At 67.8% G+C, this 26,482-nt stretch carries 21 protein-coding genes; 9 read left to right on the forward strand and 12 right to left on the reverse strand.

Translation table 11 applies throughout. The features are described 5' to 3' along the window. Positions 1 to 7 precede the first annotated feature (7 nt). Genes N7I30_RS09305 through N7I30_RS09320 form a run of 4 tightly spaced genes read left to right on the forward strand, consistent with a single transcriptional unit; the run spans position 8 to position 4,831 of the window. Positions 8 to 1,282: a CpaE/TadZ family protein gene (locus N7I30_RS09305; RefSeq protein WP_228239950.1), complete on the forward strand. Its 1,275-nt coding sequence runs from the start codon at positions 8 to 10 to the stop codon at positions 1,280 to 1,282. A 7-nt stretch (positions 1,283 to 1,289) separates the two neighbouring features. Further along, positions 1,290 to 2,783: a TadA family conjugal transfer-associated ATPase gene (locus N7I30_RS09310; RefSeq protein WP_498638331.1), complete on the forward strand. Its 1,494-nt coding sequence runs from the start codon at positions 1,290 to 1,292 to the stop codon at positions 2,781 to 2,783. Next, positions 2,783 to 3,790 carry a type II secretion system F family protein gene (locus N7I30_RS09315; protein WP_230788712.1) on the forward strand — a complete coding sequence of 336 codons (1,008 nt, stop codon included), beginning with the start codon at positions 2,783 to 2,785 and terminating at the stop codon, positions 3,788 to 3,790. The genes N7I30_RS09310 and N7I30_RS09315 overlap by 1 nt, the downstream gene beginning before the upstream one ends. A gap of 54 nt (positions 3,791 to 3,844) precedes the next feature. Further along, entirely contained in the window at positions 3,845 to 4,831 is a 987-nt protein-coding gene (locus tag N7I30_RS09320; protein WP_370194676.1) for a type II secretion system F family protein, read from the forward strand. A gap of 300 nt (positions 4,832 to 5,131) precedes the next feature. Here N7I30_RS09320 and N7I30_RS09325 read toward each other — a convergent pair whose 3' ends face one another. After that, positions 5,132 to 5,977: a tetratricopeptide repeat protein gene (locus tag N7I30_RS09325; protein WP_024351605.1), complete on the reverse strand. Its 846-nt coding sequence runs from the start codon at positions 5,975 to 5,977 to the stop codon at positions 5,132 to 5,134. 105 nt (positions 5,978 to 6,082) lie between these two features. On the opposite strand from N7I30_RS09325, the gene N7I30_RS09330 reads away from it, so the two are divergent. The 3 genes from N7I30_RS09330 (at position 6,083) to N7I30_RS09340 (ending at position 10,855) form a co-directional block, all read left to right on the forward strand. Next, a complete protein-coding gene (locus tag N7I30_RS09330; RefSeq protein WP_498638334.1) occupies positions 6,083 to 7,492 on the forward strand; it encodes a leucyl aminopeptidase family protein in 1,410 nt (469 codons plus the stop codon). 78 nt (positions 7,493 to 7,570) lie between these two features. Then, positions 7,571 to 8,452: a C40 family peptidase gene (locus tag N7I30_RS09335; protein ID WP_498638337.1), complete on the forward strand. Its 882-nt coding sequence runs from the start codon at positions 7,571 to 7,573 to the stop codon at positions 8,450 to 8,452. Positions 8,453 to 8,647: 195 nt separating this feature from the next. Further along, the gene (locus N7I30_RS09340; RefSeq protein ID WP_498638339.1) at positions 8,648 to 10,855 is read left to right on the forward strand and encodes a methyl-accepting chemotaxis protein; all 2,208 of its coding nucleotides are present in this window, start codon (positions 8,648 to 8,650) and stop codon (positions 10,853 to 10,855) included. Positions 10,856 to 10,953: 98 nt separating this feature from the next. On the opposite strand, the gene N7I30_RS09345 is transcribed toward N7I30_RS09340, so the two are convergent. The 9 genes from N7I30_RS09345 to N7I30_RS09385 all read right to left on the reverse strand — a co-directional run bounded on the left by N7I30_RS09345 (position 10,954) and on the right by N7I30_RS09385 (position 23,190). Then, positions 10,954 to 11,895 (reverse strand): 2-hydroxyacid dehydrogenase, encoded by a 942-nt coding sequence (locus N7I30_RS09345; RefSeq protein ID WP_498638341.1) that lies wholly within the window; start codon positions 11,893 to 11,895, stop codon positions 10,954 to 10,956. A gap of 3 nt (positions 11,896 to 11,898) precedes the next feature. Further along, on the reverse strand, positions 11,899 to 12,558 hold the full coding sequence (locus N7I30_RS09350) for an NUDIX domain-containing protein (protein ID WP_498638343.1): 660 nt from the start codon (positions 12,556 to 12,558) through the stop codon (positions 11,899 to 11,901). Continuing rightward, positions 12,555 to 14,222 carry an ABC transporter ATP-binding protein gene (locus tag N7I30_RS09355; protein WP_491373879.1) on the reverse strand — a complete coding sequence of 556 codons (1,668 nt, stop codon included), beginning with the start codon at positions 14,220 to 14,222 and terminating at the stop codon, positions 12,555 to 12,557. The genes N7I30_RS09350 and N7I30_RS09355 overlap by 4 nt, the downstream gene beginning before the upstream one ends. Positions 14,223 to 14,245: 23 nt before the next feature. Beyond that, positions 14,246 to 15,247 carry a cation diffusion facilitator family transporter gene (locus N7I30_RS09360; RefSeq protein WP_498638344.1) on the reverse strand — a complete coding sequence of 334 codons (1,002 nt, stop codon included), beginning with the start codon at positions 15,245 to 15,247 and terminating at the stop codon, positions 14,246 to 14,248. A 79-nt stretch (positions 15,248 to 15,326) separates the two neighbouring features. Beyond that, positions 15,327 to 16,451: an ABC transporter permease gene (locus N7I30_RS09365; RefSeq protein ID WP_188077088.1), complete on the reverse strand. Its 1,125-nt coding sequence runs from the start codon at positions 16,449 to 16,451 to the stop codon at positions 15,327 to 15,329. A 110-nt stretch (positions 16,452 to 16,561) separates the two neighbouring features. Continuing rightward, positions 16,562 to 17,695 (reverse strand): microcin C ABC transporter permease YejB, encoded by a 1,134-nt coding sequence (locus tag N7I30_RS09370; protein ID WP_024351614.1) that lies wholly within the window; start codon positions 17,693 to 17,695, stop codon positions 16,562 to 16,564. Positions 17,696 to 17,843: 148 nt separating this feature from the next. Continuing rightward, positions 17,844 to 19,724 (reverse strand): extracellular solute-binding protein, encoded by a 1,881-nt coding sequence (locus tag N7I30_RS09375; RefSeq protein WP_498638346.1) that lies wholly within the window; start codon positions 19,722 to 19,724, stop codon positions 17,844 to 17,846. Further along, positions 19,724 to 21,574, reverse strand: a complete 1,851-nt coding sequence (locus N7I30_RS09380) for an extracellular solute-binding protein (protein WP_498638485.1) — start codon at positions 21,572 to 21,574, stop codon at positions 19,724 to 19,726. Before N7I30_RS09380 ends, N7I30_RS09375 begins: the two co-directional genes overlap by 1 nt. A 332-nt stretch (positions 21,575 to 21,906) precedes the next feature. Further along, positions 21,907 to 23,190, reverse strand: a complete 1,284-nt coding sequence (locus tag N7I30_RS09385) for a c-type cytochrome (protein ID WP_498638348.1) — start codon at positions 23,188 to 23,190, stop codon at positions 21,907 to 21,909. Positions 23,191 to 23,383: 193 nt separating this feature from the next. Between N7I30_RS09385 and N7I30_RS09390 the strand changes: the two genes are divergently transcribed. Next, positions 23,384 to 24,118, forward strand: a complete 735-nt coding sequence (locus N7I30_RS09390) for a 3-deoxy-manno-octulosonate cytidylyltransferase (RefSeq protein ID WP_187391927.1) — start codon at positions 23,384 to 23,386, stop codon at positions 24,116 to 24,118. Beyond that, the gene (locus N7I30_RS09395; protein WP_009208110.1) at positions 24,115 to 24,999 is read left to right on the forward strand and encodes a prephenate dehydratase; all 885 of its coding nucleotides are present in this window, start codon (positions 24,115 to 24,117) and stop codon (positions 24,997 to 24,999) included. The genes N7I30_RS09390 and N7I30_RS09395 overlap by 4 nt, the downstream gene beginning before the upstream one ends. A gap of 24 nt (positions 25,000 to 25,023) precedes the next feature. Here the strand turns inward: N7I30_RS09395 and nudC are convergent, their stop codons facing one another. Both nudC and N7I30_RS09405 read right to left on the reverse strand, forming a co-directional pair. Continuing rightward, complete coding sequence (gene nudC / locus N7I30_RS09400; RefSeq protein ID WP_498638350.1) at positions 25,024 to 25,983, reverse strand: NAD(+) diphosphatase; 960 nt, start codon at positions 25,981 to 25,983, stop codon at positions 25,024 to 25,026. 27 nt (positions 25,984 to 26,010) lie between these two features. After that, positions 26,011 to 26,424 carry an HIT domain-containing protein gene (locus tag N7I30_RS09405; RefSeq protein WP_498638351.1) on the reverse strand — a complete coding sequence of 138 codons (414 nt, stop codon included), beginning with the start codon at positions 26,422 to 26,424 and terminating at the stop codon, positions 26,011 to 26,013. Positions 26,425 to 26,482: the final 58 nt, after the last annotated feature.

Genomic DNA, 26,482 nt, shown 5'->3' on the forward strand with positions numbered 1-26,482 from the left:
GGAAACCATGTCTACCGCTTCGCGCGCTGCGCCGGACACCAGCTTCGACGATCCGGCCGGTCTGGAGAACGTCCGGCCGATCCCCCGCATCTCCATCCAGGCCTTCTGCGAGAGCGAGGCCGTGGCCCGGCCGATCGAGAATGCCGGGGCGGACCGGCGCATGGCCAAGACCCACATGCGGGTCAATCTCGGCGGCATCCGCGCCGCGGTGGAGCATTTCTCCGGCGCGCCGACGCCCAACCTCGTCATCCTGGAATCCAAGCTGCCGCCGCTCGAGCTCATCGGCGAGCTGGAATCCCTGTCGGAGGTCTGCGACCCGGGCTCCAAGGTGATCATCATCGGTCACTACAACGACGTGGCGCTCTATCGCGACCTGATGCATCGCGGCGTGTCGGAATATCTCGTCGCGCCGGTCTCGATCGCCGACATCATGACCATCATCGGCTCGTTGTTCACCGCGCCCGATTCCGAGCCGCTCGGCCGCTCGATCGCCTTTGTCGGCGCCAAGGGCGGCGTCGGCTCCTCGACGATCGCCCACAATCTGGCCTGGTCGATCTCCAAGCTGTTTTCCAGCGACGTGGTGATCGCCGATCTCGATCTGCCCTTCGGCACCGCCAACATCAATTTCGACCAGGACCCGGCCCAGGGCATCGCCGAGGCGGTGTTCTCGGCCGAGCGCATGGACGACACCATGCTCGACCGGCTGCTGTCGAAATGCGCCGAGCATCTGTCGCTGCTGGCCGCGCCGTCGCTGCTCGACCGCACTTACGACTTCTCGACCGAGGCCTTCTCGGCGCTGATCGAGACCGCCCAGCGCGGCGCGCCGGTGGTGGCGCTCGACATTCCGCATGTGTGGAATGACTGGACCCGCAGCGTTCTCGCCTCGGCCGACCAGATCGTCATCACCGCGACGCCGGATCTGGCCAATCTGCGCAACGCCAAGAACCTCGTCGACATGCTGGCAAAGCTGCGGCCCAACGATCCGGTGCCGCATCTGATCCTCAACCAGCTGGCGATCCCGCGGCGTCCGGAAATCTCGCCCGAGGAATTCGCCGATCCGCTCGGCCTCGAGCCGATCGCCCAGATCAATTTCGACCCGCAGGCCTTCGGCAATGCGGCCAATAACGGGCAGATGCTCGCCGAACTCGACGGCAAGCATCCGGCCGTGGAGGCCTTCGAGCACGTCGCCCACGTCCTGACCGGACGCGGCACGGCCAAGAAGCCGAAGAAGCAGGGCCTTCTCCAGCGGCTGCGCCACAGCGGCAAAGCAACCAGGGAGTAGCGGCAGCATGTTCGGCAAACGCGGAAACGAGCCTCGCAGCAATCCCGGCATGGGTCTGACCTCGACCCTGCCGAAGCCGTCGGCCGCGCCGGTCCCGGCGCCCAAGCCGCGCGAGCCCGTGTCGCGGGCGTCCGTCACGCCGCCGCCGGCGGCAGCGGCGCCGCGGGAAGCCGCCGCCGCGAGCGACAATTCCGCGGCCGTGCGGCCGGACAGCTATTACGCCCGCAAGGCCGAGGTCTTCGCGGCGCTGATCGACACGATCGACCTGTCGCAGCTCGCCCGCCTCGACGCCGAGAGCGCGCGCGAGGAAATCCGCGACATCGTCAACGACATCGTCGCGATCAAGAGCTTCGCCATGTCGATCTCCGAACAGGAGGACATGCTCAGCGACATCTGCAACGACGTCCTCGGCTACGGGCCGCTGGAGCCGTTGCTGGCGCGCGACGACATCGCCGACATCATGGTCAACGGCGCCCGCCAGACCTTCATCGAAGTCGCCGGCAAGGTGCTTGAGACCAATGTCCGCTTCCGCGACAACCAGCAGCTCCTGAATATCTGCCAGCGCATCGTCAGCCAGGTCGGCCGGCGCGTCGACGAGACCTCGCCGATCTGCGACGCGCGCCTGCCCGACGGCAGCCGCGTCAACGTCATCGCGCCGCCGCTGTCCATCGACGGCACCACGCTGACCATTCGTAAGTTCAAGAAGGACAAGCTCACCCTCGACCAGCTCGTCCAGTTCGGCGCGATCTCGCCGGAGGGCGCGCAGATCCTGCAGATCATCGGCCGGGTCCGCTGCAACGTGGTCATCTCCGGCGGTACCGGCTCGGGCAAGACGACGCTTCTGAACTGCCTGACCCGCTATATCGACACCGACGAGCGGATCATCACCTGCGAGGATTCGGCCGAGCTGCAGCTCCAGCAGCCCCATGTCGTGCGCCTGGAAACCCGCCCGCCCAACATCGAGGGCGAGGGCGAGATCACCATGCGCGATCTGGTCAAGAACTGCCTGCGCATGCGGCCCGAACGCATCATCGTCGGCGAAGTGCGCGGACCGGAGGTCTTCGACCTCCTGCAGGCGATGAACACCGGCCATGACGGCTCGATGGGCACGATCCACGCCAACTCGCCGCGCGAGTGCCTGAACCGCATGGAATCGATGATCGCCATGGGCGGCTTCTCGCTGCCCTCGCGCACCGTCAAGGAGATCATCGTCGGCTCCATCGACGTGATCGTCCAGGCCGCGCGCCTGCGCGACGGGTCGCGCCGGATCACCCACATCACCGAAGTGCTCGGCATGGAGGGCGACGTGATCACCACGCAGGATCTGTTCGTCTACGACATGACGGGCGAGGACGCCCAGGGCCGGATCATCGGCCGGCACCGCTCCACCGGCATCGGCCGGCCGGCCTTCTGGGACCGGGCGCGCTACTACAACGAGGAGCAGCGCCTCGCCGCCGCCCTCGACGCGTCGGGCGCCGACGAGCCGGCGGGGATGCTGTAATGAGCCCGGCCGGCGTCATCCTGTTCATTCTGTTCTCGACGATCGCCGCCGGCGCGCTTGCCTTCGCCTTTCTGCAGCCGCGGATCGCCAAGGAACGCAAGGTGGAGAACCGGCGTGCGCAATATACGCGCGACGACACCGAGCGGCGTTCGCTGAAGGTCGCCCGCGACCGGCTGAAGGAGCAGGACAAGCGCCGCAAGACGATTCAGTCATCGCTGAAGGAGCTGGAGTCGCGCCAGAAGGAGCGCGACAAGCATACCGGCAAGCTGACCCTGCAGCGCCAGCTCGAACAGGCCGGCTGGACGATGAGCGTCAAGCAGTTCGTGCTGCTCAGCATCGCCATGGGCTTCGTCAGCCTGTTCGTGGCGGCGATCTTCGGCGCGCCGTTGCTGCTGCTGCTCGGTGCGGTCGTCGTCGGCGGGCTCGGCCTGCCGCGCTTTCTTTTGTCGCGGGCGCGCAAGAAGCGCTTCCAGAAATTCGGCGAGGAGTTTCCCAACGCCATCGATCTGATCGTGCGCGGCGTGAAATCCGGCCTGCCGCTGAACGACACGCTCAGGATCGTCTCCGGCGAGACGCTGGAGCCGGTGCGCAGCGAGTTCCGCAAGATCATCGAGAGCCAGCAGATGGGCGTGCCGATCTCCGAGGCGGTCGAGAAGCTCTATCGCAACATTCCGACGCCCGAGGCGAACTTCTTCGCCATCGTCATCGCCATCCAGTCGCAGGCCGGCGGCAATCTGTCGGAAGCGCTCGGCAACCTGTCGAACGTGCTGCGCGACCGCAAGAAGATGCGCGCCAAGGTGCAGGCGATGTCGATGGAAGCCAAGGCCTCCGGCGGCATCATCGGCGCGCTGCCGGTGGTCGTCGCCAGCCTCGTCTACATCACGACGCCCGATTACATCTCGGTCCTCTTCACCTCCGGCACCGGCCATCTGATCCTGGCGATCTCGGGACTGTGGATGGCGACCGGCGTCTTCGTAATGAAGAAGATGATCAGCTTCGATTTCTAAGGGCCGACCGGCGCCGCTCAGAAGGCGCAGCCGAAGCGGAAGGTGCAGACGAGTATGGATATGTTCGCGCTCATCGGAGTGTCCCCGGCGGTCGCCGCCAGCGTGGTCATGGCGATCGCGGTGTTCACCACCTTCATCGCCATCGCCATGCCGATGCTCGCCGGCAACCAGCTGAAGAGCCGGATGAAGGCGGTGGCGCTGGAGCGCGACGAGATGCGGGCGCGCGAGCGGGCGCGCATGGCGGCCGAGAACGAGCGCGGTCGCTCGGGCCTGCGCCAGCAGGACAGCAAGGGCGTCGCCAGCCTCGTCGTCGAGCGGCTCAACCTGCGCACGGCGCTGGCCGACGACAAGACCGTGACGAGCCTGCGCAATGCCGGCTATCGCGGCCAGCGACCGCTGACCCTGTTCCTGTTCGCGCGCGCCGTCCTGCCGCTCCTGATGTTCGCCCTGGCACTGTTCTACGTCTTCGGCCTCGGCCTCCTCGACACGCACCCGACGATGATGCGCATCGCGATCTGCCTCGGCGTCGCCTATGTCGGCTTTGTCGCGCCGATCTTCTTCGTGAAGAACCGCGCCACCAAGCGCCGGCTGTCGATCAGCCGGGCCTGGCCGGATGCCCTGGATCTGCTGCTGATCTGCGTGGAATCGGGCAATTCGATCGAGGCGGCCTTCCGCCGGGTCGCCGAGGAGATCGGCATCCAGTCGATCCCGCTGGCCGAGGAGCTGGTGCTGGTCTGCGCCGAGCTGTCCTATCTGCCGGACCGCAAGGTGGCCTATGACAACCTGGCCACCCGGACCGGCCTCGACGGCGTGCGCACGGTCTGTACGGCGCTGGTCCAGGCCGAGCGCTACGGCACGCCGCTGGGCACCGCGCTGCGGACGCTGTCGCAGGAAAACCGCGACCAGCGGATGAACCTCGCCGAGAAGAAGGCCGCCGCGCTGCCGCCGAAGCTCACCGTGCCGATGATCGTGTTCTTCCTGCCGGTGCTGTTCGCCGTCATCATCGGCCCGGCGATCATCAAGGTCATGGCCGTCCAGTAACGAGACCGCCAGCAGGGCGCCCGGTGCCTGCCGGACCGTGTCGGGCCGCGCCGTGGAGCCCGCCTCGCAGGGTGCCGACAGGACCTTCATGACCCCGCGGGGGACGATCTCAGAGCCTTATAGCGAAGGGACGGCGCAACGCCCGGACACATGAAGCTCGGCCACGGCTGTCCGGCTTCCCTGTTCGCGGCGGACAAGCTTGAGGTGGGGACGCAGCAGCCGTCAATGCAAAAAGGGCGCCCCCCCGAGGATGCGCCCTTTTCATGTCTTGGAACCGTCAGCGTGAGGCGGTCGGGCCGATCAGTTCTCGGCCTTGTCCTTGTCCTTCAGCATCGCCCAGGTGTTCTGCTGGGCGAGCATCGCCTTGAGGAAGGCGACATTGGCTTCCGCCTCGGCCGGCGGCAGTTCGCTGCTGGCGATCTTCTCGGCCTCGTCGAAGCGGCCCTGCAGGCCGACGACCAGCGCCAGGTTCTGGCGCACGCGGCTGTCGCTGCCGGGCTGGGAGGCGGCGGAGCGCAGATAGGATTCGGCCGACTTCAGATCGTTGCCGAGAAGGTAGGACATGCCGAGATTGGACAAGATCGTCGGCTCGTTCGGCTGCATGTCCAGTGCCTTGCGATAGAGCGTGCGCGCCGGAACCTGCTGGCCCATCTGGTCGAGAATGGCACCCTCGGCGGAATAGAGCCGCCAGTCGGGATAGTCCGGGGTCTGGGCGCGGCGAATGGTCTCCAGCGCCTTGGGCAGGTCGCCGGCGGCGGCCAGCGCCTTGCCGTAGGCCGCGAGGACGTCGCGATCTTCCGGATGGGCGATCGCCATCTGCTGCATCACCGCCAGCGACTGGTCGTTGCGTCCGGCCATCTGCAGGGCGGCGGCATAGGAGAGGCCGGTGGGCTTGTTCTTGGGGTCGCGGTCATAGGCGGCGCCATAGGTGCGCACGGCCGACTGCAATTCGGTGGTGTTCATCTGGGCCACCGTGCGGCCCTGCTGCGCGGGGCGCTGGATCGAACCGGTGGTCTCGTTGGACACGGAGCCGCAGCCCTGGGTTACCATCAGGGCGAGGCATGCGCCCAGGAGCAGCCCCTGTTTCGCACGGCGTCCCGAACTAGTTCCGCGCCCGACCATGATCTGCTCCTGTTCCGCCTGCATGTCGGCCGCATCGAAAACGAGATGGCCTTCGACGGTGAGAGTATTTCGTTAACCCTAATGACCGGTTAATGCCGGTCCCAGAACGCAAACCTCAGGACACGCCCCATGCCGATCACCCTTGCCAGCGACAATGCCGCAACCGCCCTGCCTGTCTGGACGGCGACCCGTGACGGGCTCGACGACCTGCCGGAGGCGGCGCGGCGCTGGGCCAAGGCGACGCGGTTCGAGGCCGGCGCCGGCCAGGTGCTGCTGGTGCCCGATGCCGAGGGGGCGACTGCCGGCGCCATTCTCGGCCTCGGCAAGGCCGCCGGAACGGGGGAGGGCGCGGCCGCGCGCCGGGCGCTCGTGGCCGGTGCGCTGGCGACCCATCTGCCGGCGGGCGACTGGCAGCTTGCCGAGGGCGCCGATCTCGACGGATCGCTGGCGACACTGGCCGTGCTTCTCGGCGGCTACCGCTTCGAACGCTACCGCACCGGACGCAAGGACGAGGACGCGGCGGCCGACATCCGCTTCGCACCGCCCAGCAACGTCGATGCCGCCGAGGCGCAGGCGCTGGCGGCCGGCGTGTCGCTGACCCGCGACCTCATCAACACCCCGACCAGCGACATGGGACCGGCCGAACTGGAAGCGGCGGCCCGGGCGCTGGCCGATGCGTTCGGCGCGGCCGTGACGACGATCGAGGGTGACGTGCTGCTTGAAGAGAATTTCCCGATGATCCACGCCGTCGGCCGGGCCAGCGCCTCGGCGCCGCGCCTGATCGACATGCGCTGGGGGCGGGCGGGCGCCCCGAAGGTGACCCTCGTCGGCAAGGGCGTCTGCTTCGACACCGGCGGGCTCGACATCAAGCCGGCCTCGGGCATGCTCCTGATGAAGAAGGACATGGGCGGCGCCGCCAACGTGCTGGGCCTTGCCCACATGATCATGGCCTGTGGGCTCGATCTGCATCTGCGGGTGCTGATCCCGGCGGTGGAGAACGCGATCTCGGCCAACGCCTTCCGTCCCGGCGACATCCTGCACAGCCGCAAGGGCAAGACGGTGGAGATCGGCAACACCGATGCCGAGGGCCGGCTGGTGCTCGCCGACGCCCTGGCGCTGGCCGACGAGGAGGCGCCGCAGCTCCTGATCGACATGGCGACCTTGACCGGTGCGGCCCGCGTGGCGCTCGGGCCCGACCTGCCGCCCTTCTTCACCGACGATGACGGCTTTGCCGGGGATCTCGCCGCGGCGAGTATGGCGGTGGCCGACCCGGTCTGGCGGATGCCGCTCTGGGCGCCCTATGCCGCCAACCTCTCGTCACGGGTCGCCGACATCAACAATGTCACCAGCGACGGCTTCGCCGGTGCGGTGACGGCCGCACTGTTTCTGCAGGGCTTCGTCGAAAAGGCCGAAAGCTGGTCGCATTTCGATGTCTATGGCTGGCGCGCCAAGGCGAGCCCGATCGGCCCCGTCGGCGGCGAGGCCCATGCCACCCGTGCGCTCTTCCGGGTGCTGAAGGCACGCTTTCCGCGGCGCTGACGGCTTGGCACCGCAGGCGATCGGCTTATGCGGGCCGGTTGCATCTTCTTCGTTTCGCACAGCAAGGCAGACGCGTTCATGACCGGCTCCCCCGATCCCCGCCTCAACGCCGTGCGCCCCGATCTCGCCGACCGCCGGCTCGAGGGGCAGGTCACGGCCGATCGCTTCGTCGACGGGGTCCCGCGCCGGATCATCGCCGCCCTGGCGCCGGTCCGGCGGCATCCGGCCGGCAATGCCCCGCTCGATACCGAGGCACTGTTCGGCGAGGCCGTCACCGTCTTCGACGAGGACGACGAAGGGTGGGCCTGGGTCCAGCTCCGGAACGACGGCTATGTCGGCTATGTGCCGAGCGCGGCGCTCGGCCGGCCCGGCGCCGCCCCGACGCACCGGGTCTGCGTCCCGCGTACGCTGGTCTTTCCCGGCTACGACATCAAGCTGCCGCCGCTCCACGACCTGCCGATGGGCGCCGCCCTGGCGGTGGTCGGTGCTGGGCAGGACCACAACGCCGCCTATGCCCGGATCGAGCCGGCGGGAGCGGTCGTCCTCCAGCATCTGGAGCCGGTCGCCGACATCGCTGACGACTATGTCGCCATCGCCGAGCGCTTCCTCGGCGTGCCCTATCTGTGGGGCGGCAAGAGCGCGTCGGGCATCGACTGTTCGGGCCTCGTCCAGATCGCCTGCCAGATGGCCGGGATCGACGCCCCGCGCGACACCGACATGCAGGAGCGCGCGCTCGGCACGCGGGTTGCCGGCGTCGAGGCACTGCAGCGCGGCGATCTGGTCTTCTGGAAGGGGCATGTCGGGATCATGCTCGACGGCGCCCGGCTTCTGCACGCCAACGCGCATCACATGCTGACGGCGATCGAGCCGCTGATGGAGACCATGGCGCGCTTCGAGGAGCGGGGCATTGCGGTCACCAGCGTCAGGCGATTGCGGCCCGCCGCTGCGGTCCACGGCTGATCCGCACCCGGCTGCGCCGCGGCGAGGCATGGCACGCCGCGGCCGCAGGACGTCAGGAATTGCAATGGTTTGGCCGGCTTACGAAGCGCTGAAAACCCGGATGGTTAAGGCGTTGTTAAGCAGCGCAGCCTAGACGCATGGATTGCCGCGTTCGCCCTCCCCGAACGCCTTTGATGCCATAGGACATGCCCTGCCGTGCAGCTTTCGGACCTGAAGATTTCTACCCGTATCGCCGCGATCGCGGTGGTCAGTATTGCCGGCATGCTGGCTCTCGCTGCCATTTTCGTCACCGACCAGAGCATCCGGTCGGATTATGCGGCGGTGATCGACAGCGCGCGGGACGCCGAACGGGTGACGCAGCGCATCGAGGTGGACTTCCTGCAGGCGCGGCGCGCCGAGAAGGACTTCTTCCTGCGCCGGACCGAGGCCGATATCGCCAAGCACGCCGCCGTCCGCGCCCGTCTCGCGGACGCGTTCCAGAACCTGTCCGACCGGTTGCAGGCGGGCGGTCTGAGCCGACTGGCCGGCGAAGCGGAGGCCATGCGCCGCAGTTTCACCCGCTATGGCGAGCTGTTCGAGCAGGCGGCGGCGGTCAATCGCTCGCTCGGCCTCGACGAGAATTCCGGCCTGCAGGGCGCGCTGCGGACCGCGGTCCACGATCTCGAAGCCGAACTGAGCGAGGTGGGCAATCCCTCGCTGCAGGTGATGATGCTGATGCTGCGCCGGCACGAGAAGGATTTCATCCTTCGCGGCGACCTCAAATATGTCGAGCGGCTGAACGCCCAGGCCAGCGACCTGGCGAGCGTCGGCCCGGCCGCCTTCGGTTCGGTGCAGACGCGCAATGCGGTGCTGGCCGACCTTGCAATCTACACCGGCAATTTTGCCGGCTATGCCGAGGCGATGGCGGCTGAAGCGGCGCTGCGTCAGGAACTGAGCGCGGTCTTCGCCGAGGTCGAGCCGCTGTTCCAGACGATCCTGTCGGGCGTGGCGGCGACGCGCGTCGACGCCGAGGCGGCCAGTGCCGCCGCCTCGTCCCTGGCCCTCAAGATCGTTCTGGCCCTGGCGGCCTTGCTGACGCTGATCATCGCGGCCACCGTCCTCGTCGTCGGCCGGTCGATCGCCACGCCGATCTCGGTCACCGCCGCCGCCATGCGCGACTTCGCCGCCGGCGATATGACCGCCCGCGTGCCCGACGGCGACCGCAAGGACGAGATCGGCGACATGGTGAAGGCCCTCCTGTCGTTCCGCCGTTCGGAGGAGCAGAAGCGTGCGATGATCGCCGAGCGCCAGGAAGCCGAGCGTCTGGGCCTGGAACAGCGCCGCAGCGCCGAGATCGATGCGGCGGAGACGGCGCGCCAGGCGTTCATCGCCGGCATCGCGCCGGCCTTCCGGGCGCTGTCTGAGGGTGACCTCACGGCCCGCCTCGACCGGGCCCGCATGGCGGGCTTCGAGGAGATCTGCGACCTCTACAACCAGTCCGTCGCCACGCTGGAGGAGACCGTCGGGGGCGTCGTCAATGCGGTCGGTTCGATCCGCATGGGGCTGGGCGAAATCACCACCGCGTCGAACGACCTGGCGCATCGCACCGAGCAGCAGGCGGCCAGCCTCGAACAGACGGTCGCGGCGCTCAGCGTGGTGACGCAGGCGGTCAACGATACGGCAGAGAGCGCCGGCAAGGCACAGCGCGTCGCCTCCGACGCGCGGGGCAAGGCGCAGAAGGGCGGCGAGGTGGTCGGCAAGGCGGTCGCGGCCATGGGCCAGATCGAGCAGTCTTCGGAAAAGATCAATTCGATCATCTCCGTCATCGACGAGATCGCCTTCCAGACCAATCTCCTGGCCCTGAATGCTGGCGTCGAGGCGGCACGGGCCGGCGAGGCGGGCAAGGGCTTTGCGGTCGTCGCCCAGGAAGTGCGCGGCCTCGCCCAGCGCTCGGCGGAAGCTGCCAAGGAGATCAAGACGCTGATCGCGACGTCCCGCGAGCAGGTCGGCACCGGTGTCGAACTGGTCACGGCGTCCGGCAAGTCGCTGGAAGAGATCGTCACCGAAGTCAGCGCCATGGCGGAGGTCATCTCGACCATTGCGTCGAGCGCCCGTGAACAGGCGACCAGCCTGCGCGAAGTCTCGGGTGCCGCCGACCAGATGGACAAGGTGACCCAGCAGAACGCCGCGATGGTGGAAGAGGCGACGGCGGCCAGCCAGACGCTGGCCAAGGACGCCGATGCGCTGGATCAGCTCACCGGCCGCTTCCGCACCCGCGCGGAGACCGGCCGGCAGGCACGCCCGTCGCGGTCGCGCCCGGCGGCTCCCAAGGCGCCCGTCGTTCAGATGCGCCAGACCGGTCGCGGCGGTGCTGCGGCTGCACGCAACACCGCGCCGCAGAGCGAGGGCTGGGAAGAGTTCTGAGCCTTGTCACCGGGCGGCTCGGGCCGCCCCGTTGCGCAGTCGAACGCCGGGCAGGGGCTTTCCCTTGCCCGGCGTTTCTGTTTGCGCCCGGCTGCCGGTCAGTAGCCGGCGGTGCGGTCGACGACGCCGCGCAGCGGCTCGCCGCGCTCATGGGCCGCGATCTGGCGCATGACGGCGGGGGCCAGCGCATCCGGGTCGGAAACCGCCGCCGCATGGGGCGTGACGAAGACCCGCGGATGGCGCCAGAGCGGATGATCGGCCGGCAGCGGCTCGACATTGAAGACGTCGAGCGAGGCTTCCATCAGTGTGTCCTGCTCCAGCGCATCGAGGATCGCGGCCTCGTTCTGCAGGCCGCCGCGCCCGGCATTGATCAGCGCCGGACCGCCGAGCGGCGTGCGGCGCTTCAGGCGCGACAGGAACCCGGCGTCGATAATGCCGCGGGTTTCGGCGGTCAGCGGCAGCAGCACGACGAGGATGTCCGAGACCGCCAGGAAGCCATCCAGCCCGTCCTCGCCGGCGAAGGTCTCGACGCCTTCGGCCGATTTGGCGGTGCGGCTCCAGCCGGCGATGTTGAAGCCGAGGGCCTGCAGCTTGCCGGCCGCGTCGCGGCCCAGTTCACCGAAGCCCATGATGCCGACGGTGATCTCTCTTGCGGCCGGCTGCAGGCGCTCGTGCCAGATCGTCTGGGCCTGCTGGGTGCGATAGGCGCGCCCGCGGCGGAAATGATCGAGCACCCGCCAGACGACATATTCGCTCATCCGCGCGGTGAGATCGTCGGCGACGATGCGGACCACCGGCACGTCGGGCAGGGCCTTGTCGGCGAAGATGTGATCGACGCCCGCACCGAGCGAGAAGATCGCCTTGAGGTTCGGCAGGCCTTCCAGAAGACCCGGCGGCTGCTTCCACACCACGGCATATTCGATGGCGGGGTCAGTCGAATGGGCCGGCTCCAGAACGATGTCGCGCCCGCTATCGGCGGCTTCCAGCGCGGCGCGCCAGCGCTTCGGGTCGAAGCCGGTGACGGAGAGGAGAATGGTCATGGATCAGTCCTCCGGGCCGTCGAGCGTTCCGAGCAGCGCCTGGGCCCGCGAGCGGCCGAGCCGCGCGAACCAGTGGGCACAGGCGATGAGATAGCCGTTCTCGACCCGCCGGTCGTCGACGGCGGCAACGAGATCGTCGACCCTGGCGAGGATTGGCCGGATGTCCTCGTCCTCCTCGGCATTGCCGGCCGAGGTCGCAAGGTTCGACGCGTCGACCAGTGCCAGGAAGATCGTCGCGTGCTCGTCGGTGAGGCCGGGCGCGGCCAGCATCCGGAAGCAGTCCTCGACGGCCTGCGGGACGAGGCCGGTCTCCTCGGTCAGCTCACGCCGGGCGGCGGCCTCGATGCTTTCGCCCACATCGACCATACCGGCCGGCAGTTCGAGCGCCGCGCCGCATTCGGTCTTCAGCGCGGCGGCCAGGCGGAACTGGCGGATGACGACGATGGAATCCAGCACCGGGTCGTAGGGGATGACGACGACCACCGAGCCGGTGTGTAGATATTCGCGCCGCACCGGGCCAACCATCCCTTCGCCATCGAGACGGGCATGGCGCAGGGTCGCCACCTTGAAGTCGCGGAAGCCGCCATGCAGCAGCTCGTCGCTGACGAGTTCCGTCTCGATCGGCTGGTCGTCGAGCCTGTCGCGGTAGTGACCTGTACTCATTGCGATACAATTCCCGTCGGTGCGGCCTTGATGTCGAAGGCGGCCGCCATCAGCGCCTTGGTGTAATCGGTCTTCGGGTTGTCGAAGATCTCGTCGGACGGTCCCCGCTCCACCACGCGGCCATTGCGCATGACGATGACCTCGTTGGCCAGCGCCCGTACGACGCGCAGATCGTGGCTGATGAACAGATAGGCCAGATTGTGCTTCTTCTGGAGATCGCGCAGCAGGTCGACCACCTGGGCCTGCACGCTCATGTCGAGGGCCGAGGTCGGCTCGTCGAGCATGACGAAGCGCGGATTGAGGACCATGGCCCGTGCGATCGCCACGCGCTGGCGCTGGCCGCCGGAAAATTCGTGCGGGAAGCGGAAGCGGGTGGCCGGGTCGATGCCGACCTCGTTCAGCGCGGTGACGACGCGGGCGTCGCGCTCGCTGGCCGACAGTTTGCGCTCATGGATCTCCAGCCCCTCGGCGACGATGTCGGCGATGGGCATGCGCGGCGAGAGCGAGCCGAACGGGTCCTGGAAGACGATCTGCATGCGCTCGCGCAACGGCTTCATCGCCTTGAAGGAGCGTTCGTCGATGCGTTCGCCGTCGAAGCGGATCTCGCCGGTCGAGCCGATCATCCGGGTGAGCGCCAGGCCCAGCGTGGTCTTGCCGGAGCCGGATTCGCCGACGACGCCGACGGTCTGGCCGGCGCGCACGGTGAGGTCGATGCCGTCCACGGCCTTCACATGGTCGGTGGTGCGCCGGAAGAAGCCGGTCTTGATCGGGAACCAGACCTTCACGTCTTTCGCTTCGACGACCGCCGGGGAATTGGCGTTGGCCGCCGGCGGCTGGCCCTTGGGCTCGGCGGCGAGGAGATGCCTGGTGTAATGGTGCTCGGGCGCCTCGAAGATGCGCTTGGTGGGGCCTTCCTCGACGATCTTGCCCCGGTACATCACGCAGACCCGGTCGGCGATGGCGCGCACGATGCCGAGATCGTGGGTGATGAACAGCATCCCCATGTTCTGGCGGGTCTGCATGACCTTCAGAAGTTCGAGGATCTGCGCCTGCACCGTCACGTCGAGGGCGGTGGTGGGCTCGTCGGCGATCAGCAAGTCCGGCTCGTTGGCGAGCGCCATGGCGATCATCACGCGCTGGCGCTGGCCGCCGGAAAGCTGGTGCGGATAGGCGTCGAGCCGCTTCTCCGGATCGCGGATGCCGACCTGCCGCATCAGCTCCAGCGTGCGCTCCTGCGCCTGCTTGTCGCGCATGCCGCGATGCAGCTTCAGGACCTCGCCGATCTGCCGCTCGATCGTGTGCAGCGGATTGAGCGACGACATCGGCTCCTGGAAGATCATCGAGATGCGGTTGCCGCGGACCTTGCGCAGGTCGCGCTCGTCGTCGTCGATCAGGTTCTGTCCGTCGAACATCACCCGGCCCTCGCCGGGATGGCTGGCCGCCGGATAGGGCAGCAGCTTCAGGATCGACAGCGCTGAGACCGACTTGCCGGAGCCGGATTCACCGACCAGCGCGACGGTTTCGCCCCGGCCGATGGAGAAGGAGACGTTGTCGACGGCGAGCTGCGTCTTGCCGCCCTGGGTGAAGGCGACCGACAGATTCTCGACGGACAGCAGCGTGTCCTGCGGTGCGGGGGGCTGGGCGATTTTGGCGGTCGGGCTCAAGCGTTGAAATCCTTGTTCCGGCGTCATCGCGGGGACGTGGCGGCCGCCCCTCGGGCGGGCATGTGACATGGGGCGGCGGCCGGTGCTTCGCCATGATGGTCGCGGCCGTCGTCGGCGCAGATGCCGCGCTCGATCTCGACAGTCGCATGGTGGATGGCGAAGCGCTGGCGCAGTTCGGCCTTGATCGTGCGCACGACGGCGGTGCCGTCGGCCTCTTCCGCGATGCAGGCGTGTAAAGTGGCCATCGTGCGTTCCGGCGTGATCGACCAGGCGTGGACGTGATGGACCTCGCGCAGGCCGGGCACCGCGGCAACCAGATGCGGCGCGATCTCAGCGATGTCGACGTCGCCGGGCGCGCCTTCGAGCAGCACATGGCCGGCGTCGCGCACCAGCCGCCAGGCCGAAACGAGGATGATCACCGAAACCAGCACCGACAGGATCGGGTCGATCGGCGTCCATCCGGTCCACAGGATGACGATCGCGGCGAGGATCGCGGCGACCGAGCCGAGAAGGTCGCCGAGAACATGCAGCACCGTGCCACGGATGTTGAGATTGTCGCGGTCGGCGCCGTGCAGGACGAGGAAGACGCCGATATTGACCGCGAGGCCGGCGACCGCGACCGCCATCATGGTGCCGCCGAGGATCGGGCTCGGCGCCTGCAGCCGGTACCACGCCTCGTAGATGATGAATGCGGCGATCAGGAACAGGGCGAGGCCGTTGACGAAGGCGACCAGTACCTGGAAGCGGTCATAGCCGAAGGTGCGGCGCGCATCGCTGGGCTTGCGGGCCAGCCGGAAGGCGAACCAGCCGAGTGCCAGGGCGGCGAAGTCGGTCAGCATGTGCCCGGCATCGGCAAGGAGCGCGAGCGAGCCGGAGACGAGACCGCCGATCACCTCGGCGACCATGAAGGCGCCGGTCGCCACCGCCGCGATGGCGATCCGCGTCTCGTTGGCGCCCCCGGCATGGCCGGCAAAGCCGTGCGCATGGTCGTGGCTGCCGTGGTGATGATGGGAATGATCGCTCATGCGCGAGGCCCCGGCCGGCGGCTGGAGCCGCCCCGGCGGCCTCCACCGGCGGAACGCCATGCACCCTGCGATCCCCGCATCACCCGAAGCTCTTGCGGGGGTCGAAGGCGTCGCGCACCGCCTCGCCGACGAAGACCAGCAGCGACAGCATCAGCGAGATCACGAAGAAGCCCGAGAAGCCCAGCCAGGGCGCCTGCAGATTGTTCTTGCCCTGGGCCAGCAGTTCGCCGAGCGACGGCGAGCCGGGCGGCAGCCCGAAACCGAGGAAGTCGAGCGAGGTGAGGGTGGTGATCGAGCCGTTCAGGATGAAGGGCAGGAAGGTCAGCGTCGCCACCATCGCGTTCGGCAGGAGGTGGCGGGTCATGATCGTCCAGTCGCCGACGCCGAGGGCGCGGGCCGCGTTGACATATTCGAAGTTGCGGGCGCGCAGGAACTCGGCCCGCACCACGCCGACGAAGGCGACCCAGGAGAACAGCAGCATGATGCCGAGCAGCACCCAGAAGCCGGGAGGCAGGATCGCGGCGATGATCAGCAGCAGGTAGAGGACCGGGATCGACGACCAGATCTCGATGAAGCGCTGGAACAGGAGATCGAGCCAGCCGCCGAAATAGCCCTGCACCGCGCCGGCGGCAACGCCGATCACCGCCGAGGCCGCCGTCAGGATCAGGCCGAACATCACCGAGATGCGGAAGCCGTAGATCAGCCGCGCGGCGACGTCGCGGGCCTGGTCGTCGGTGCCCAGCCAGTTCATGTTGCCGAAGGTGCAGTTCGGGTCCTCGGCGCCGAGCGGATAGCGCTGGCAACGCTCCTCCTTGGTGAAGGTCCAGGAGGGGGCGGAGGGCGCCGGCGTCGGAATGGCGTTGTTGACGGTCTGGTAGGAATAGCGGATCGGCGGCCAGATCGCCCAGCCATTGGCGTCGATCTCGTCCTGCACGAAGGGGTCGCGATAGTTCGTCACCGGCAGGAAGCCGCCGAAGACCTCCTCGGGATAGTCGACGACGATGGGGTAGTAGAACTCGCCCTTGTACTCGACCAGCAGCGGCCGGTCGTTGGCGACGAGTTCGGCCAGCCCGGTAATCACGAACAGGACCAGGAAGATCCACAGCGACCAGAAGCCCCGCCGGTTGGCGGTGAAGTTCTGCCAGCGGCGGCGGTTCAGGGGCGACAGGCGCGGCCGCTTCGTCGTCTCCGATTCCGGCGCCATCTGGGCGATGCCGGCGGTCTGCTCGCGCGCAATGTCGGCGGCGCGCTCGTCGGGCAGTGCCGAATCGCGTTTTTCGGCGGCGAGGCGGTCCTTCTGTGCGTCGTCCATCGTCACACCTCCCGCTTCTCGAAATCGATCCGCGGATCGATCCAGGTATAGGTGAGGTCGGAGAGAAGGGTCGTCACGAGGCCGAGCAGGGAGAAGATGTAGAGGGTGCCGAACACGACCGGATAGTCCCGCTGGTAGATGGATTCGAAGCCGAGCAGGCCGAGCCCGTCGAGCGAGAAGATCGTCTCGATCAGCAGCGAGCCAGCGAAGAAGGCGGAGATGAAGGCGCCGGGGAAGCCGGCGACGATGATCAGCATGGCGTTGCGGAAGACGTGGCCGTAGAGCACCCGCCGCTCCGACAGCCCCTTGGCGCGGGCCGTCGTGACGTATTGCTTGCGGATCTCGTCGAGGAAGGAGTTCTTGGTCAGGAGCGTCGTCGTGGCGAAGGCCGACAGCGACAGGGCGATCAGCGGCAGCGTCAGGTGCCAGAAATAGTCCGGGATGGTCTGCGTCACGCAGCGGCCGAGATCGCCGGCCGGCGACCAGACCGCGCACCAGTCGCCGCGCACCCCGTCCGACAGCAGGCCGCGCAGCGGGAACCAGTCATAGAAGGACCCGCCGGCAAACAGCACGATGAGAATGATGGCGAAGAGGAAGCCGGGGATCGCATAGGCGACGATGACGACGCCGGAGGTCCACACGTCGAAGCGCGAGCCGTCGGTCAGCGCCTTGCGGATGCCGAGCGGGATCGAGATCAGATAGGACAGGAGCGTGATCCACAGGCCGAGCGAGATCGACACCGGCATCTTTTCGAGGATCAGGTCCCAGACGGAGACCGAGCGGAAATAGCTGTCGCCGAAATCGAAGCGGACATAATTCCACAGCATCATGCCGAAGCGCTCCAGCGGCGGCTTGTCGAAGCCGAACTGCTTTTCGAGCCGCTCGATGAAGGCCGGGTCGAGCCCCTGCGCGCCGCGATAGCCGGAATTGTCGCTGCCGCCGCTCGAGCCCGAGCCGAAATCGCCGCCGCCACCGGACACCCGGTCCATGGCGCCGCCGGCTTCGCCCTGCAGGCTGGCGATGACCTGTTCGATCGGCCCGCCCGGCGCGAACTGGATCACCAGGAACGAGATGGCCATGATGCCGACGAGCGTCGGGATCATCAGCAGGATGCGGCGGAGGATATAGGAGCCCATGGGCGGGTGATCGTCTCCGAGATGCAGATTGCGCCGGCGAACCGGCAGCCGGCATTACCGGCCGATTGCGGTGATAACGCGGGCGTGGCGCGATCGCAAAAGCGCGGCCGCGACCCGTCCCGTTTTCAGCGTGGTGCCCGGCCGCGGATCAGCCGCGGCCCAGCGCCTTGGCCTTCTCCGCTTCGTACCACCATAGAGTCTCGACGGGCCACGAATAGTCCGGCTTGTCCTCGCGAAAGCCGAAAATATCCCAGAAGGCGGCGCGATGGCCGTCGGCCGTGATGTTGGGCAGCCAGTCGAGCCGCCAGCGCAACACCCGGTCGAGGGCGAGGAGCGCCGTCACCAGTTCCGCACGGCTGGTTGCGCGGGCGGCGTGGCCGATCAGCGTGTCGACGGCCTCGCTGGCCATGCCGGGATAATTGTAGGCGCCCGGACGGTCGACCGCGTCGCTGCCGAAGAACAGCGACAGGCCCTCGCGCGTCGGCGTGGCGCCAAGGCTGAAGGCGGCCAACACCATGTCGAAATCGTAGCGGTTGATCCGCTCCTGATACTGGGCGGGATCGACGAGCCGCATGGTGGCGTCGACGCCCAGGGTGCGCAGCGTGTCGACGAATTTGGCGTAGACCCGCTTCTGCTCCTGGCCATAGGTCAGATATTCCAGCCGGAACGGCTCGCCGGCGGCGTTGACCAGACGGTTGCCATCGCGGCGCCAGCCGGCCTCGGCGAAGAGTTGCGAGGCCTCGCGCAGCAGCCGGCGGTCGCGGCCCGAGCCGTCACTGACCGGCTGCACCCAGACCTCGCCGAACACCTCTTCGGGGACGGTACCGCGCAGAGGTTCCAGCAGAGCAAGCTCGGCTTCGGACGGCTTGCCGGTGGCGACGAATTCGGAACCCTGAAACGGCGAATCGGAATGGACGCGCTGGCCGAACAGGAGGTTGGCGTTGGTCCATTCGAAGTCGAAGCACATGTTGATCGCGCGCCGGACCCGCGCATCGGCGAAACGTTCGCGCCGCTGGTTGAGCGCCCAGCACTGGAAGCGGGGACGCTTCTCGGCGGCAAATTCCCGCTTGATCACCTCGCCGCGCTGGACTGCCGGGAAGTCGTATTCGGTCGCCCAGTCCTTGGTGGTGAATTCCTCACGAAAGGTGATCAATCCCTTCTTGAAGGCTTCCAGCGCCGGCTGGCGATCGCGAAAGAAATCGATCCGCAGCGTGTCAAAATGGCCGAGGCCGCGGGCAAAATTCAGGTCTTTCGCCCAATAATCAGGGCGCTTGATATATTCGATGTAGCGGCCGAACTCGTAGCGCCCGATGGCATAGGCGCCGCTGCCGGGGATCGCCTCGGTACTGACGGTGGCGAAGTCCCGGTCGGCAAAGAAGGCGCGCGGCAGGATCGGCATGCCGAGGGCGTCGAGGGCATCCTGGTAGCTCTGGGCACCGGAGAAGGTGATGCGGACGGTGGCCGCGTCCTCGGCCACGGCCTCGGCGACGTTGCGGAGCGCCACCTGCAGGCTCGGATGGCCGAACTCCTTCAAGGTCTCGTAGGAGAAGACCACGTCGTCGGCTGTCACCGGATCGCCGGTGGAGAACCGCGCCTGCGGCCGCAGCTGGAAGGTGAAGCTGTTGCGGTCGGCCGAGAGGGTGACGGTTTCGGCGAGGGCGCAATAGATCGCGTCGGGCTCGTCCATCGCGGCGACGACGAGGGAATCGTAGAGCTTCTCGATGCGCGGCGGGGCGTTGCCCTGCAGGACGAAGCTGTTCAGCGTGTCGAAGGTCATGGGCGACTGGTTGAGCGCCCAGTAGGCGACGGCCAGGTTCATCTGGCCGCCTGCCGGCGCGTCGGGCGTCGCATAGTCGAAATGGTCGAAATCCGGCGGATATTTCAGTTCGCCGAAGGCCGACAGGCCGTGCAGCGGCTGATCCGTCGCCACCTGTGCGAAGGGCCGCCCCGGCAGGATCGCCGCCATGCCGGCACCCAGGATCATCTGACCGAAATGGCGGCGGGTGAAATGACCGAGCGCCGTCGCCATCAGTTCGCTGCAGCCTTCTCGGCCTCGGCAGACTTCGTCCACCAGGAGAAGGGATCGATGCCGTTATAGGCCGGGCCTTTTTCCGGCATCTGCAGCTTGTCCCAATAGGCCAGCCAGTCTTCCGACTTGTACCATTGCGGGACGACGTAATACTCCCACAGCAGCACGCGATCGAGGGCCCGCGTGGCGGCGACGAGGCTCTCGCGGTCCGGCGCATAGACGATGTCGTCGATGAGCTGGTCGATCGCCGGGTTCTTGATGCCGGAATAGTTGCGGCTGCCCGGGGCGTCGGCGGCGGTGGTGCTCCAGAAGTCGCGCTGCTCGTTGCCGGGGGAGAGCGACTGGCCCGGATAGCGCAGCCCGACCACCTCGAACTCGAAGCCGTTCATGCGCTCGATATACTGGTTGGTGTCGACGATCCGCACCTCGGTCTGGATGCCGAGACGCTGGAGCTGGCGGGCGAAGGGCTCGAGGGTGCGGTTGTCCATCGGATCGTTGCCGAGGAACTCGATGGTGAAGGGCTCGCCGGTCTGCGCGTTCACGAGCGTCGTGCCGCGCAGCTCGTAGCCGGCTTCCTTCAGGAGGCCGAGCGCCTCGCGCAGATAGTTTCGGGCCGCGCCGGGATCGTTATAGGCCGGCAGCGCGAACTCCTCGGTGAAGACCTCGTCGGGGATCTGGCCGCGCAGCGGCTCCAGATAGGCGAGCTCGCGCTCGTCCGGCAGCCCCTTGGCGGCCAGTTCGCTGTTCTCGAAATAGGAGTGCATGCGCTCGTAGAGGCCGAAGAACAGCGTGCGGTTCATCTCCTCGAAATTGTAGGCCAGCGTCAGCGCCTTGCGCACCCGCCGGTCCTGGAACTTCTCCAGCCGGTTGTTCAGTACATAGGCCTGCATCGACTGGACCTGGCCGCTGTCGATGGTCTTGCGGATGACGCGGCCGTCCTTCACGGCGGGGAAGTCGTAGCCCTCGGCCCAGCGCCGCGACATGTTCTCCAGCCGCCAGTCGTCGAGGCCGCCCTTCTTGAACGCTTCCCAGGCGGCGTTGGTGTCGCGCAGATAGACGTAGCGGATCTCGCCGTAATTGTAGCGGCCGACCCGGGTCGGGTTGTCGATGCCCCAATAGTCGGCGACGCGCTCCCAGGTAATGGACTGGCCGATGTCGTAGGACTTGATGCGGTAGGGGCCGGAGCCCAGCGGCACCTCGGAGGTGGGCTGGGTGATGTCGCGCTTGTTGCCGCTGGCGTCGGTGCCCTCCCACCAGTGCTTCGGCAGGATGGTCAGGTCGCCGACGATGTTGGGCAGTTCGCGGTTGCCGGTCTGGTCGAAGGTGAAGGTCACCTCGCCGTCGCCGGACTTCTCTGCTGACACGATGTTCTTGTAATAGGCCGACCATTGCGGGTGCAGATCGGTCAGCGTCTCGAAGCTCCAGATCACGTCCTCGACTGTCACCGGCTCGCCGTCGTGCCAGCGCGCCTCCGGGTTGAGGCGGTAGGTCACCGAGGAGAAGTCCGCCGGGTAGCGGACGGCTTCGGCGATCAGCGCATGGGCCGTGCCCGGCTCGTCCGGCGACTGGTCCATCAGCGTGTCGTAGAGGAGGCCGCCGCCGAAGGTGGCAAGGCCCGCCGCCGGCGTGCCACGCACGATGAAGGGGTTGAAGCTGTCGAAGGAGCCGATGGCGATCTGGTTCAGCGTGCCGCCCTTGGGCGCATCGGGATTGACGTAGTCGTAATGGGCGAAATCGTCTGGATATTTCGACCCCTCGATCAGCGATGAGGATTCATGCCATTCCCCGGCGCCCTCGGCCTTCGGGGCGGCGGCCGCCGCGTTCTCGGCCTCTGCCGTTCCGGTTTCCACCTGCTGGTCCGGCTGGCTGGTCGCATTGTCCTGCGCAAGGGCCGGAGCGCCGATGACGCCGAAGGCGAGGCTGCTCGCGACGGCAAGACGGACGAGACGGTTCGGCAACGACAAGGGCGGCCTCCATGCAATGAGCGGGCGATGGTCCCGCGATCGGGTCTTGACCCAATCTAGGGAAGGGGAGCGGGTAAAGTCACGTGACGAAAGCGTAATCGAGGCCGGACAGGGCTTCGGCCAGCGGCTGACGGGACAAACGGCAGGCCGAAACGAACAAAGCCCCGGCGAGGGGCCGGGGCTTTGCAGATGTTTCTCGATGTCGGTGCCGTGCCGGCTCAGTTGCCGGTGGTCGCGCCGTTCTCGTCGAAGGTGGCGAGATAGGCGATGACGTTGGCGACATCCTCGGGCTTCTTCAGGCCGGGGAAGACCATCTTGGTGCCCTTCACCAGACCGCGCGGATCGGCCAGCCAAGCGGACAGATCCTCGACGTTCCAGGTCGGGTGCTCCTCGGCATAGGCGACCAGCGCCGGCGAGAAGCTGTAGCCCTCGACCGCGGCGATGGCCTCGCCGACGATGCCGTTCAGCTCGGGGCCGACCTTGTTCTTCGCGCCTTCGCCGACGGCGTGGCAGGCCTGGCACTTGCGGAAGACCTTCTTGCCGGCTTCCGGGTCGCCGGACACGGCGGCCGGCTCGGCCGCGGCGACCTGGGTCTCGCCAGCCGCACCTTCGGCCGGTGCTGCTGCGGCTTCCTCGTCCGCGGCGTTCTCTTCGCCCGGAACGTTCTCCTCGGCGCCCGGAGCCGCCTCGGTGCCGGTTCCGGCGCCCTGCTGGTCCTCGGCCTGCGCTGCGCCGGCATCCTGCGGCGCGTCGGCGGCAGGCGGCGTCGGGCGCTCTTCCTCGCTCATGGTCGGAGCCTGTTCGGCGCCCGGCTGGGGTGCCGGCTCGGCATCGGCCGTGCCGCCGGCCTGGGCCGCGGATTCGCCGCCTGCGGCCGGATCGCCCTGCGTCGTCGTGGCGGCGTCGGTCGTCTCTTCGGCAGCGGCCTCTTCAGCCGGTGCCTCGGCCGGGGCTTCCGGCAGGGGCGCCGGGCTGTCGGCCTGCTCGCGCATGTAGGCGATCAGGTTTGCGCGGTCTTCCGGCTTCTTCAGGCCGGCGAAGCCCATGGCGGTGCCGGGGATGTAGCCCTTGGGGTTCTTCAGGAAGCCGTAGAGGTGCTCATAGTCCCACTTGACCTCGCCGCCCTCGGAAAATTCCTGCATGGCGGTCGAGTAGCCGAAGTCGGGGACCGACGCGATCGGCCGCATGACGGCGTCCCACAGATGCGGGCCGACCTTGTTCGGGCCGCCCTTCTCGATGCTGTGGCAGGCGGCGCACTTCTTGAACTGCGAGGCGCCGGCCTCGACGTCGGCGGTCTGCAGCAGCGCGGCGACCGGCGGATCTTCCGCGGCGGCGGGCGCGGCATCGCCGCCTTCACCCGGCTCGGCGGCCACGATCACGTAGCCCGGCTGCTCCGGCGCTTCGGCATGGAACAGCGCTTCCGCCAGCAGACTGCCGCCGAACAGGACGAAGATGGTCCCGAGCACGGCTCCGAAGATCTTGTTGGCCTCGAACGAATTCATGGGCGGGAGGGCTCCCTCTGCAAGCAGGGGCACCAGGCGCCGCCGCTTTCTGTCTGACAAAAACGCGCGGAACCTAGGTCTTTTGCGGTTTCAAGGCAATATCTGTAAGAGGCGGTTCCACCGCGCCTTTTGTCATCCCGCGCCGCTACAGACAAGCGTTTTGCGGCTTCAATTTCCGGTTCCTCGCACGCTCATGTCGATCCTCGTTCTCATTCCCGCACGGCTGGCCTCCACGCGCCTGCCCCAGAAGGCCCTTGCCGACATCGCCGGACGGCCGATGATCGTGCGCGTCGCCGAGCGCGCCACGGCGGCCGATATCGGCCGCGTCGTGATCGCCACGGATTCGCAAGAGATCCTCGATGCGGTGGTCTCGGCGGGCTACGAGGCGGTGATGACCTCGGTCGAGCACCAGTCGGGCTCGGACCGGATCTTCGAGGCGCTGCAGGGGCTTGACCCCGACGGGGCGGTCGAGACCATCGTCAATGTGCAGGGCGATCTGCCGACCATCGAGCCCGAGGCGATCCGCCAGGTGCTGGCCCCCTTCGAGGATCCGCGCTGCGACATCGCGACGCTCGGCGTCGCGATCACCGACGCCGAGGAGAAGACCAATCCCAACGTGGTGAAGATCGTCGGCTCGCCCAACGGCCCGTCGCGATTGCGGGCGCTCTACTTCACCCGCGCCACGGCCCCCTGGGGCGAAGGGCCGCTGTTCCACCATGTCGGCCTCTACGCTTATCGGCGGGCGAGCCTTGAACGTTTCGTGACGCTCGGCCCCTCGACGCTGGAGAATCGCGAGAAGCTGGAGCAACTGCGGGCGCTGGAAGACGGCATGCGCATCGACGCCGAGATCATCGACACCGTACCGCTGGGCGTCGACGGTCCCGCCGACCTGGAACGGGCGCGAATCATGTACGGGGTCGAGCCATGAGCGACATCCGACCCAAGATCGCCTTCCAGGGCGAGCCCGGTGCCAATTCCGACATGGCCTGCCAGGCGGTGCGGCCCGATCACGAGCCGATGCCGTGCCCGTCCTTCGACGACGCCTTCGATGCGGTGCGGTCCGGCGAGGCGGCGCTGGCGATGATCCCGATCGAGAACACGCTGGCCGGCCGGGTGGCCGACATCCACCATCTGATGCCCGATTCCGGCCTGCAGATCGTCGGCGAATATTTCATGCCGATCCATTTCCAGCTGATGGTGCTGCCGGGCGTCGCCCGCGACGAGATCCGCACCGTGCAGAGCCACATCCACGCGCTTGGCCAGTGCCGCCGCTACATCCGCGGCAACGGCTGGAAGCCGGTCGTGGCCGGCGACACGGCGGGCGCTGCGCGGGAGGTCTCGCAGGCCGGCGACCGCAGCCGCGCGGCACTCGCCCCGGAGCTGGCGGCCTCGCATTACGGGCTCGACATCATCGAGCGCGACGTCGAGGATTCGGCCAATAACGTCACACGCTTCGTCGTCCTGTCGCGGCCCGGCGCCCAGCCGACGGATTTGTGGGCCCCGGTCGGTCGCAACACGGTCACCACCTTCGTCTTCGAGGTGCGCAACCTGCCGGCGGCGCTTTACAAGGCGATGGGCGGGTTCGCGACCAATGGCGTCAACATGACCAAGCTGGAGAGCTACCAGCTCGGCGGCCAGTTCATCGCCACGCAGTTCTATGCCGATGTCGAAGGCCATCCGAACGACGATTCGGTGCGGCTGGCGCTGGAGGAACTGGCCTTCTTCACCCGCAAGGTGACGATCCTCGGTGTCTACGAGGCGGCGCCCGATCGGCTGAACGCCGGCACGGACCGCCCGGCCGGCGAATAGCCCGCCAGGGCCGGCCGCGCCGCGTCAGACCTCGCCGTCGGCGAACGCCTTGATCAGATGATGGGCGATGGCGAAGCGGCGGGGCAGGGCGAGGCCCTCCGGATGGGCCTCGGCCAGCATCGCCTGCACTTCCGCACGGTCGAACCAGCGGCAGGCTTCCAGTTCGTCGCTGTCGAAATCGATCTCGAAGGTGCTGGCCCGTGCGATGCAGCCGATCATCAGGCTGCCGGGGAACGGCCAGGGCTGCGACGCCAGATAGCGCACGGAGGCGACGGCCAGCCCCGATTCCTCCAGCGTCTCGCGGCGTACCGCCGCCTCGACCGTCTCGCCGGCCTCCACGAAGCCCGCGGGGCAGGACCAGAAATTCTCCGGGAAATGCGGCTGCCGCCCCAGCACGCAGCGGCCGTTGCCGTCATGGACGAGCATGATCGTCACCGGATCGGTGCGCGGGAAGACCACGTCGTCGCAGCGCGTGCAGCGGCGGCGATAGCCGGCCGCTTCGGACCGGGTCTCCCCGCCGCAGCGGGCGCAGAAACCGTTGCGCGCATGCCAGCCGAGAAGATGGGCGGCCTGGCCGAGCTGGCCCTCGGTGTCGGGGTCGAAACTCGCCCGCATGGCGAGCGAGCGCAGATCGTTGTCCTCCAGCCCTTCGGCCGGCAGCGTCACCGTCGGGGCGCTGGCTGCCAGCACCGGGCGGCCGTCCGGCTCGAAGCCGAGGAGGATGCAGGTGGCAAAATCCGCTCCGAGCGTCTCGGCGTCGGCGCGGGCGAAGCCGACATCGAGGGCCGGACCACCGGTGCGGTACAGCCATCGGCCACCCGGCGTCGCCAGGAAGATCCGTGCCCCTTCATGGCCCAGCGCCTCGGCGAGACTGTCGTCGCTGCGCCGTTCGCCGTCGCGCCACAGCGTGTTGCCGGCAAAGCCGGTGCGGGCGCTCACCTCCGCCAGATCGGCGATCGCGGCGCGCTGGTTGTTATCCTTCAAGGGTCGTCCTCTCGCTTGTCCGCAGGGTCAGGCCGGCAGGATGGCGCGCCGCATCTCGTCGGCGAATCGCGCTGCCTCGGCGGCATCATACGGCACCGGGGTGCCATGTCCCCAAATCGGGCCCGGCCAGTTGGGATCGCCCTTGCGCCGTGCCACCACATGCAGGTGGAACATCGGCACGATATTGCCGAGGGCGCCGATATTCATCTTGTCGGCCTTCACCGCCGTCTGCAGGGCCTTGGAGACTAGGCCCATCTCGAAGGTCAGCATGGTCTGGTCGAGCGGCGTCAGCTCGTGAAACTCGGTAATGGCATTGCGCTGCGGCACGAGGATGAGCCACGGCCAGCGGCTGTCATTCATCAGGCGCAGGTCGCAGAGGCCGAGCCGGCTGATCGACGTTGTGTCCCTGACAAGACAGGGGTCGAGTTGGAAGGCTGGCATCAATTCCTGTCCTCGATCTGGGGTGCCCGGGTTGCAATTAGGGCAGCGATCGCAGATA

This window comes from Aurantimonas litoralis, from assembly GCF_026153195.1.
GTDB lineage: Bacteria > Pseudomonadota > Alphaproteobacteria > Rhizobiales > Rhizobiaceae > Aurantimonas > Aurantimonas coralicida.

What these genes read in the sequence shown, in the direction of transcription:
- N7I30_RS09360 (WP_498638344.1), bottom strand. Translation starts at nt 15,247, where the DNA reads ATGAGCGATCATTCCCATCATCACCACGGCAGCCACGACCATGCGCAC.
- N7I30_RS09310 (WP_498638331.1), top strand. Translation starts at nt 1,290, where the DNA reads ATGTTCGGCAAACGCGGAAACGAGCCTCGCAGCAATCCCGGCATGGGT.
- N7I30_RS09335 (WP_498638337.1), top strand. Translation starts at nt 7,571, where the DNA reads ATGACCGGCTCCCCCGATCCCCGCCTCAACGCCGTGCGCCCCGATCTC.
- N7I30_RS09405 (WP_498638351.1), bottom strand. Translation starts at nt 26,424, where the DNA reads ATGCCAGCCTTCCAACTCGACCCCTGTCTTGTCAGGGACACAACGTCG.
- N7I30_RS09325 (WP_024351605.1), bottom strand. Translation starts at nt 5,977, where the DNA reads ATGCAGGCGGAACAGGAGCAGATCATGGTCGGGCGCGGAACTAGTTCG.
- N7I30_RS09395 (WP_009208110.1), top strand. Translation starts at nt 24,115, where the DNA reads ATGAGCGACATCCGACCCAAGATCGCCTTCCAGGGCGAGCCCGGTGCC.
- N7I30_RS09345 (WP_498638341.1), bottom strand. Translation starts at nt 11,895, where the DNA reads ATGACCATTCTCCTCTCCGTCACCGGCTTCGACCCGAAGCGCTGGCGC.
- N7I30_RS09370 (WP_024351614.1), bottom strand. Translation starts at nt 17,695, where the DNA reads ATGGGCTCCTATATCCTCCGCCGCATCCTGCTGATGATCCCGACGCTC.
- N7I30_RS09365 (WP_188077088.1), bottom strand. Translation starts at nt 16,451, where the DNA reads ATGGCGCCGGAATCGGAGACGACGAAGCGGCCGCGCCTGTCGCCCCTG.
- N7I30_RS09350 (WP_498638343.1), bottom strand. Translation starts at nt 12,558, where the DNA reads ATGAGTACAGGTCACTACCGCGACAGGCTCGACGACCAGCCGATCGAG.
- N7I30_RS09390 (WP_187391927.1), top strand. Translation starts at nt 23,384, where the DNA reads ATGTCGATCCTCGTTCTCATTCCCGCACGGCTGGCCTCCACGCGCCTG.
- N7I30_RS09375 (WP_498638346.1), bottom strand. Translation starts at nt 19,724, where the DNA reads ATGGCGACGGCGCTCGGTCATTTCACCCGCCGCCATTTCGGTCAGATG.
- N7I30_RS09315 (WP_230788712.1), top strand. Translation starts at nt 2,783, where the DNA reads ATGAGCCCGGCCGGCGTCATCCTGTTCATTCTGTTCTCGACGATCGCC.
- N7I30_RS09330 (WP_498638334.1), top strand. Translation starts at nt 6,083, where the DNA reads ATGCCGATCACCCTTGCCAGCGACAATGCCGCAACCGCCCTGCCTGTC.
- N7I30_RS09320 (WP_370194676.1), top strand. Translation starts at nt 3,845, where the DNA reads ATGGATATGTTCGCGCTCATCGGAGTGTCCCCGGCGGTCGCCGCCAGC.
- N7I30_RS09305 (WP_228239950.1), top strand. Translation starts at nt 8, where the DNA reads ATGTCTACCGCTTCGCGCGCTGCGCCGGACACCAGCTTCGACGATCCG.
- N7I30_RS09385 (WP_498638348.1), bottom strand. Translation starts at nt 23,190, where the DNA reads ATGAATTCGTTCGAGGCCAACAAGATCTTCGGAGCCGTGCTCGGGACC.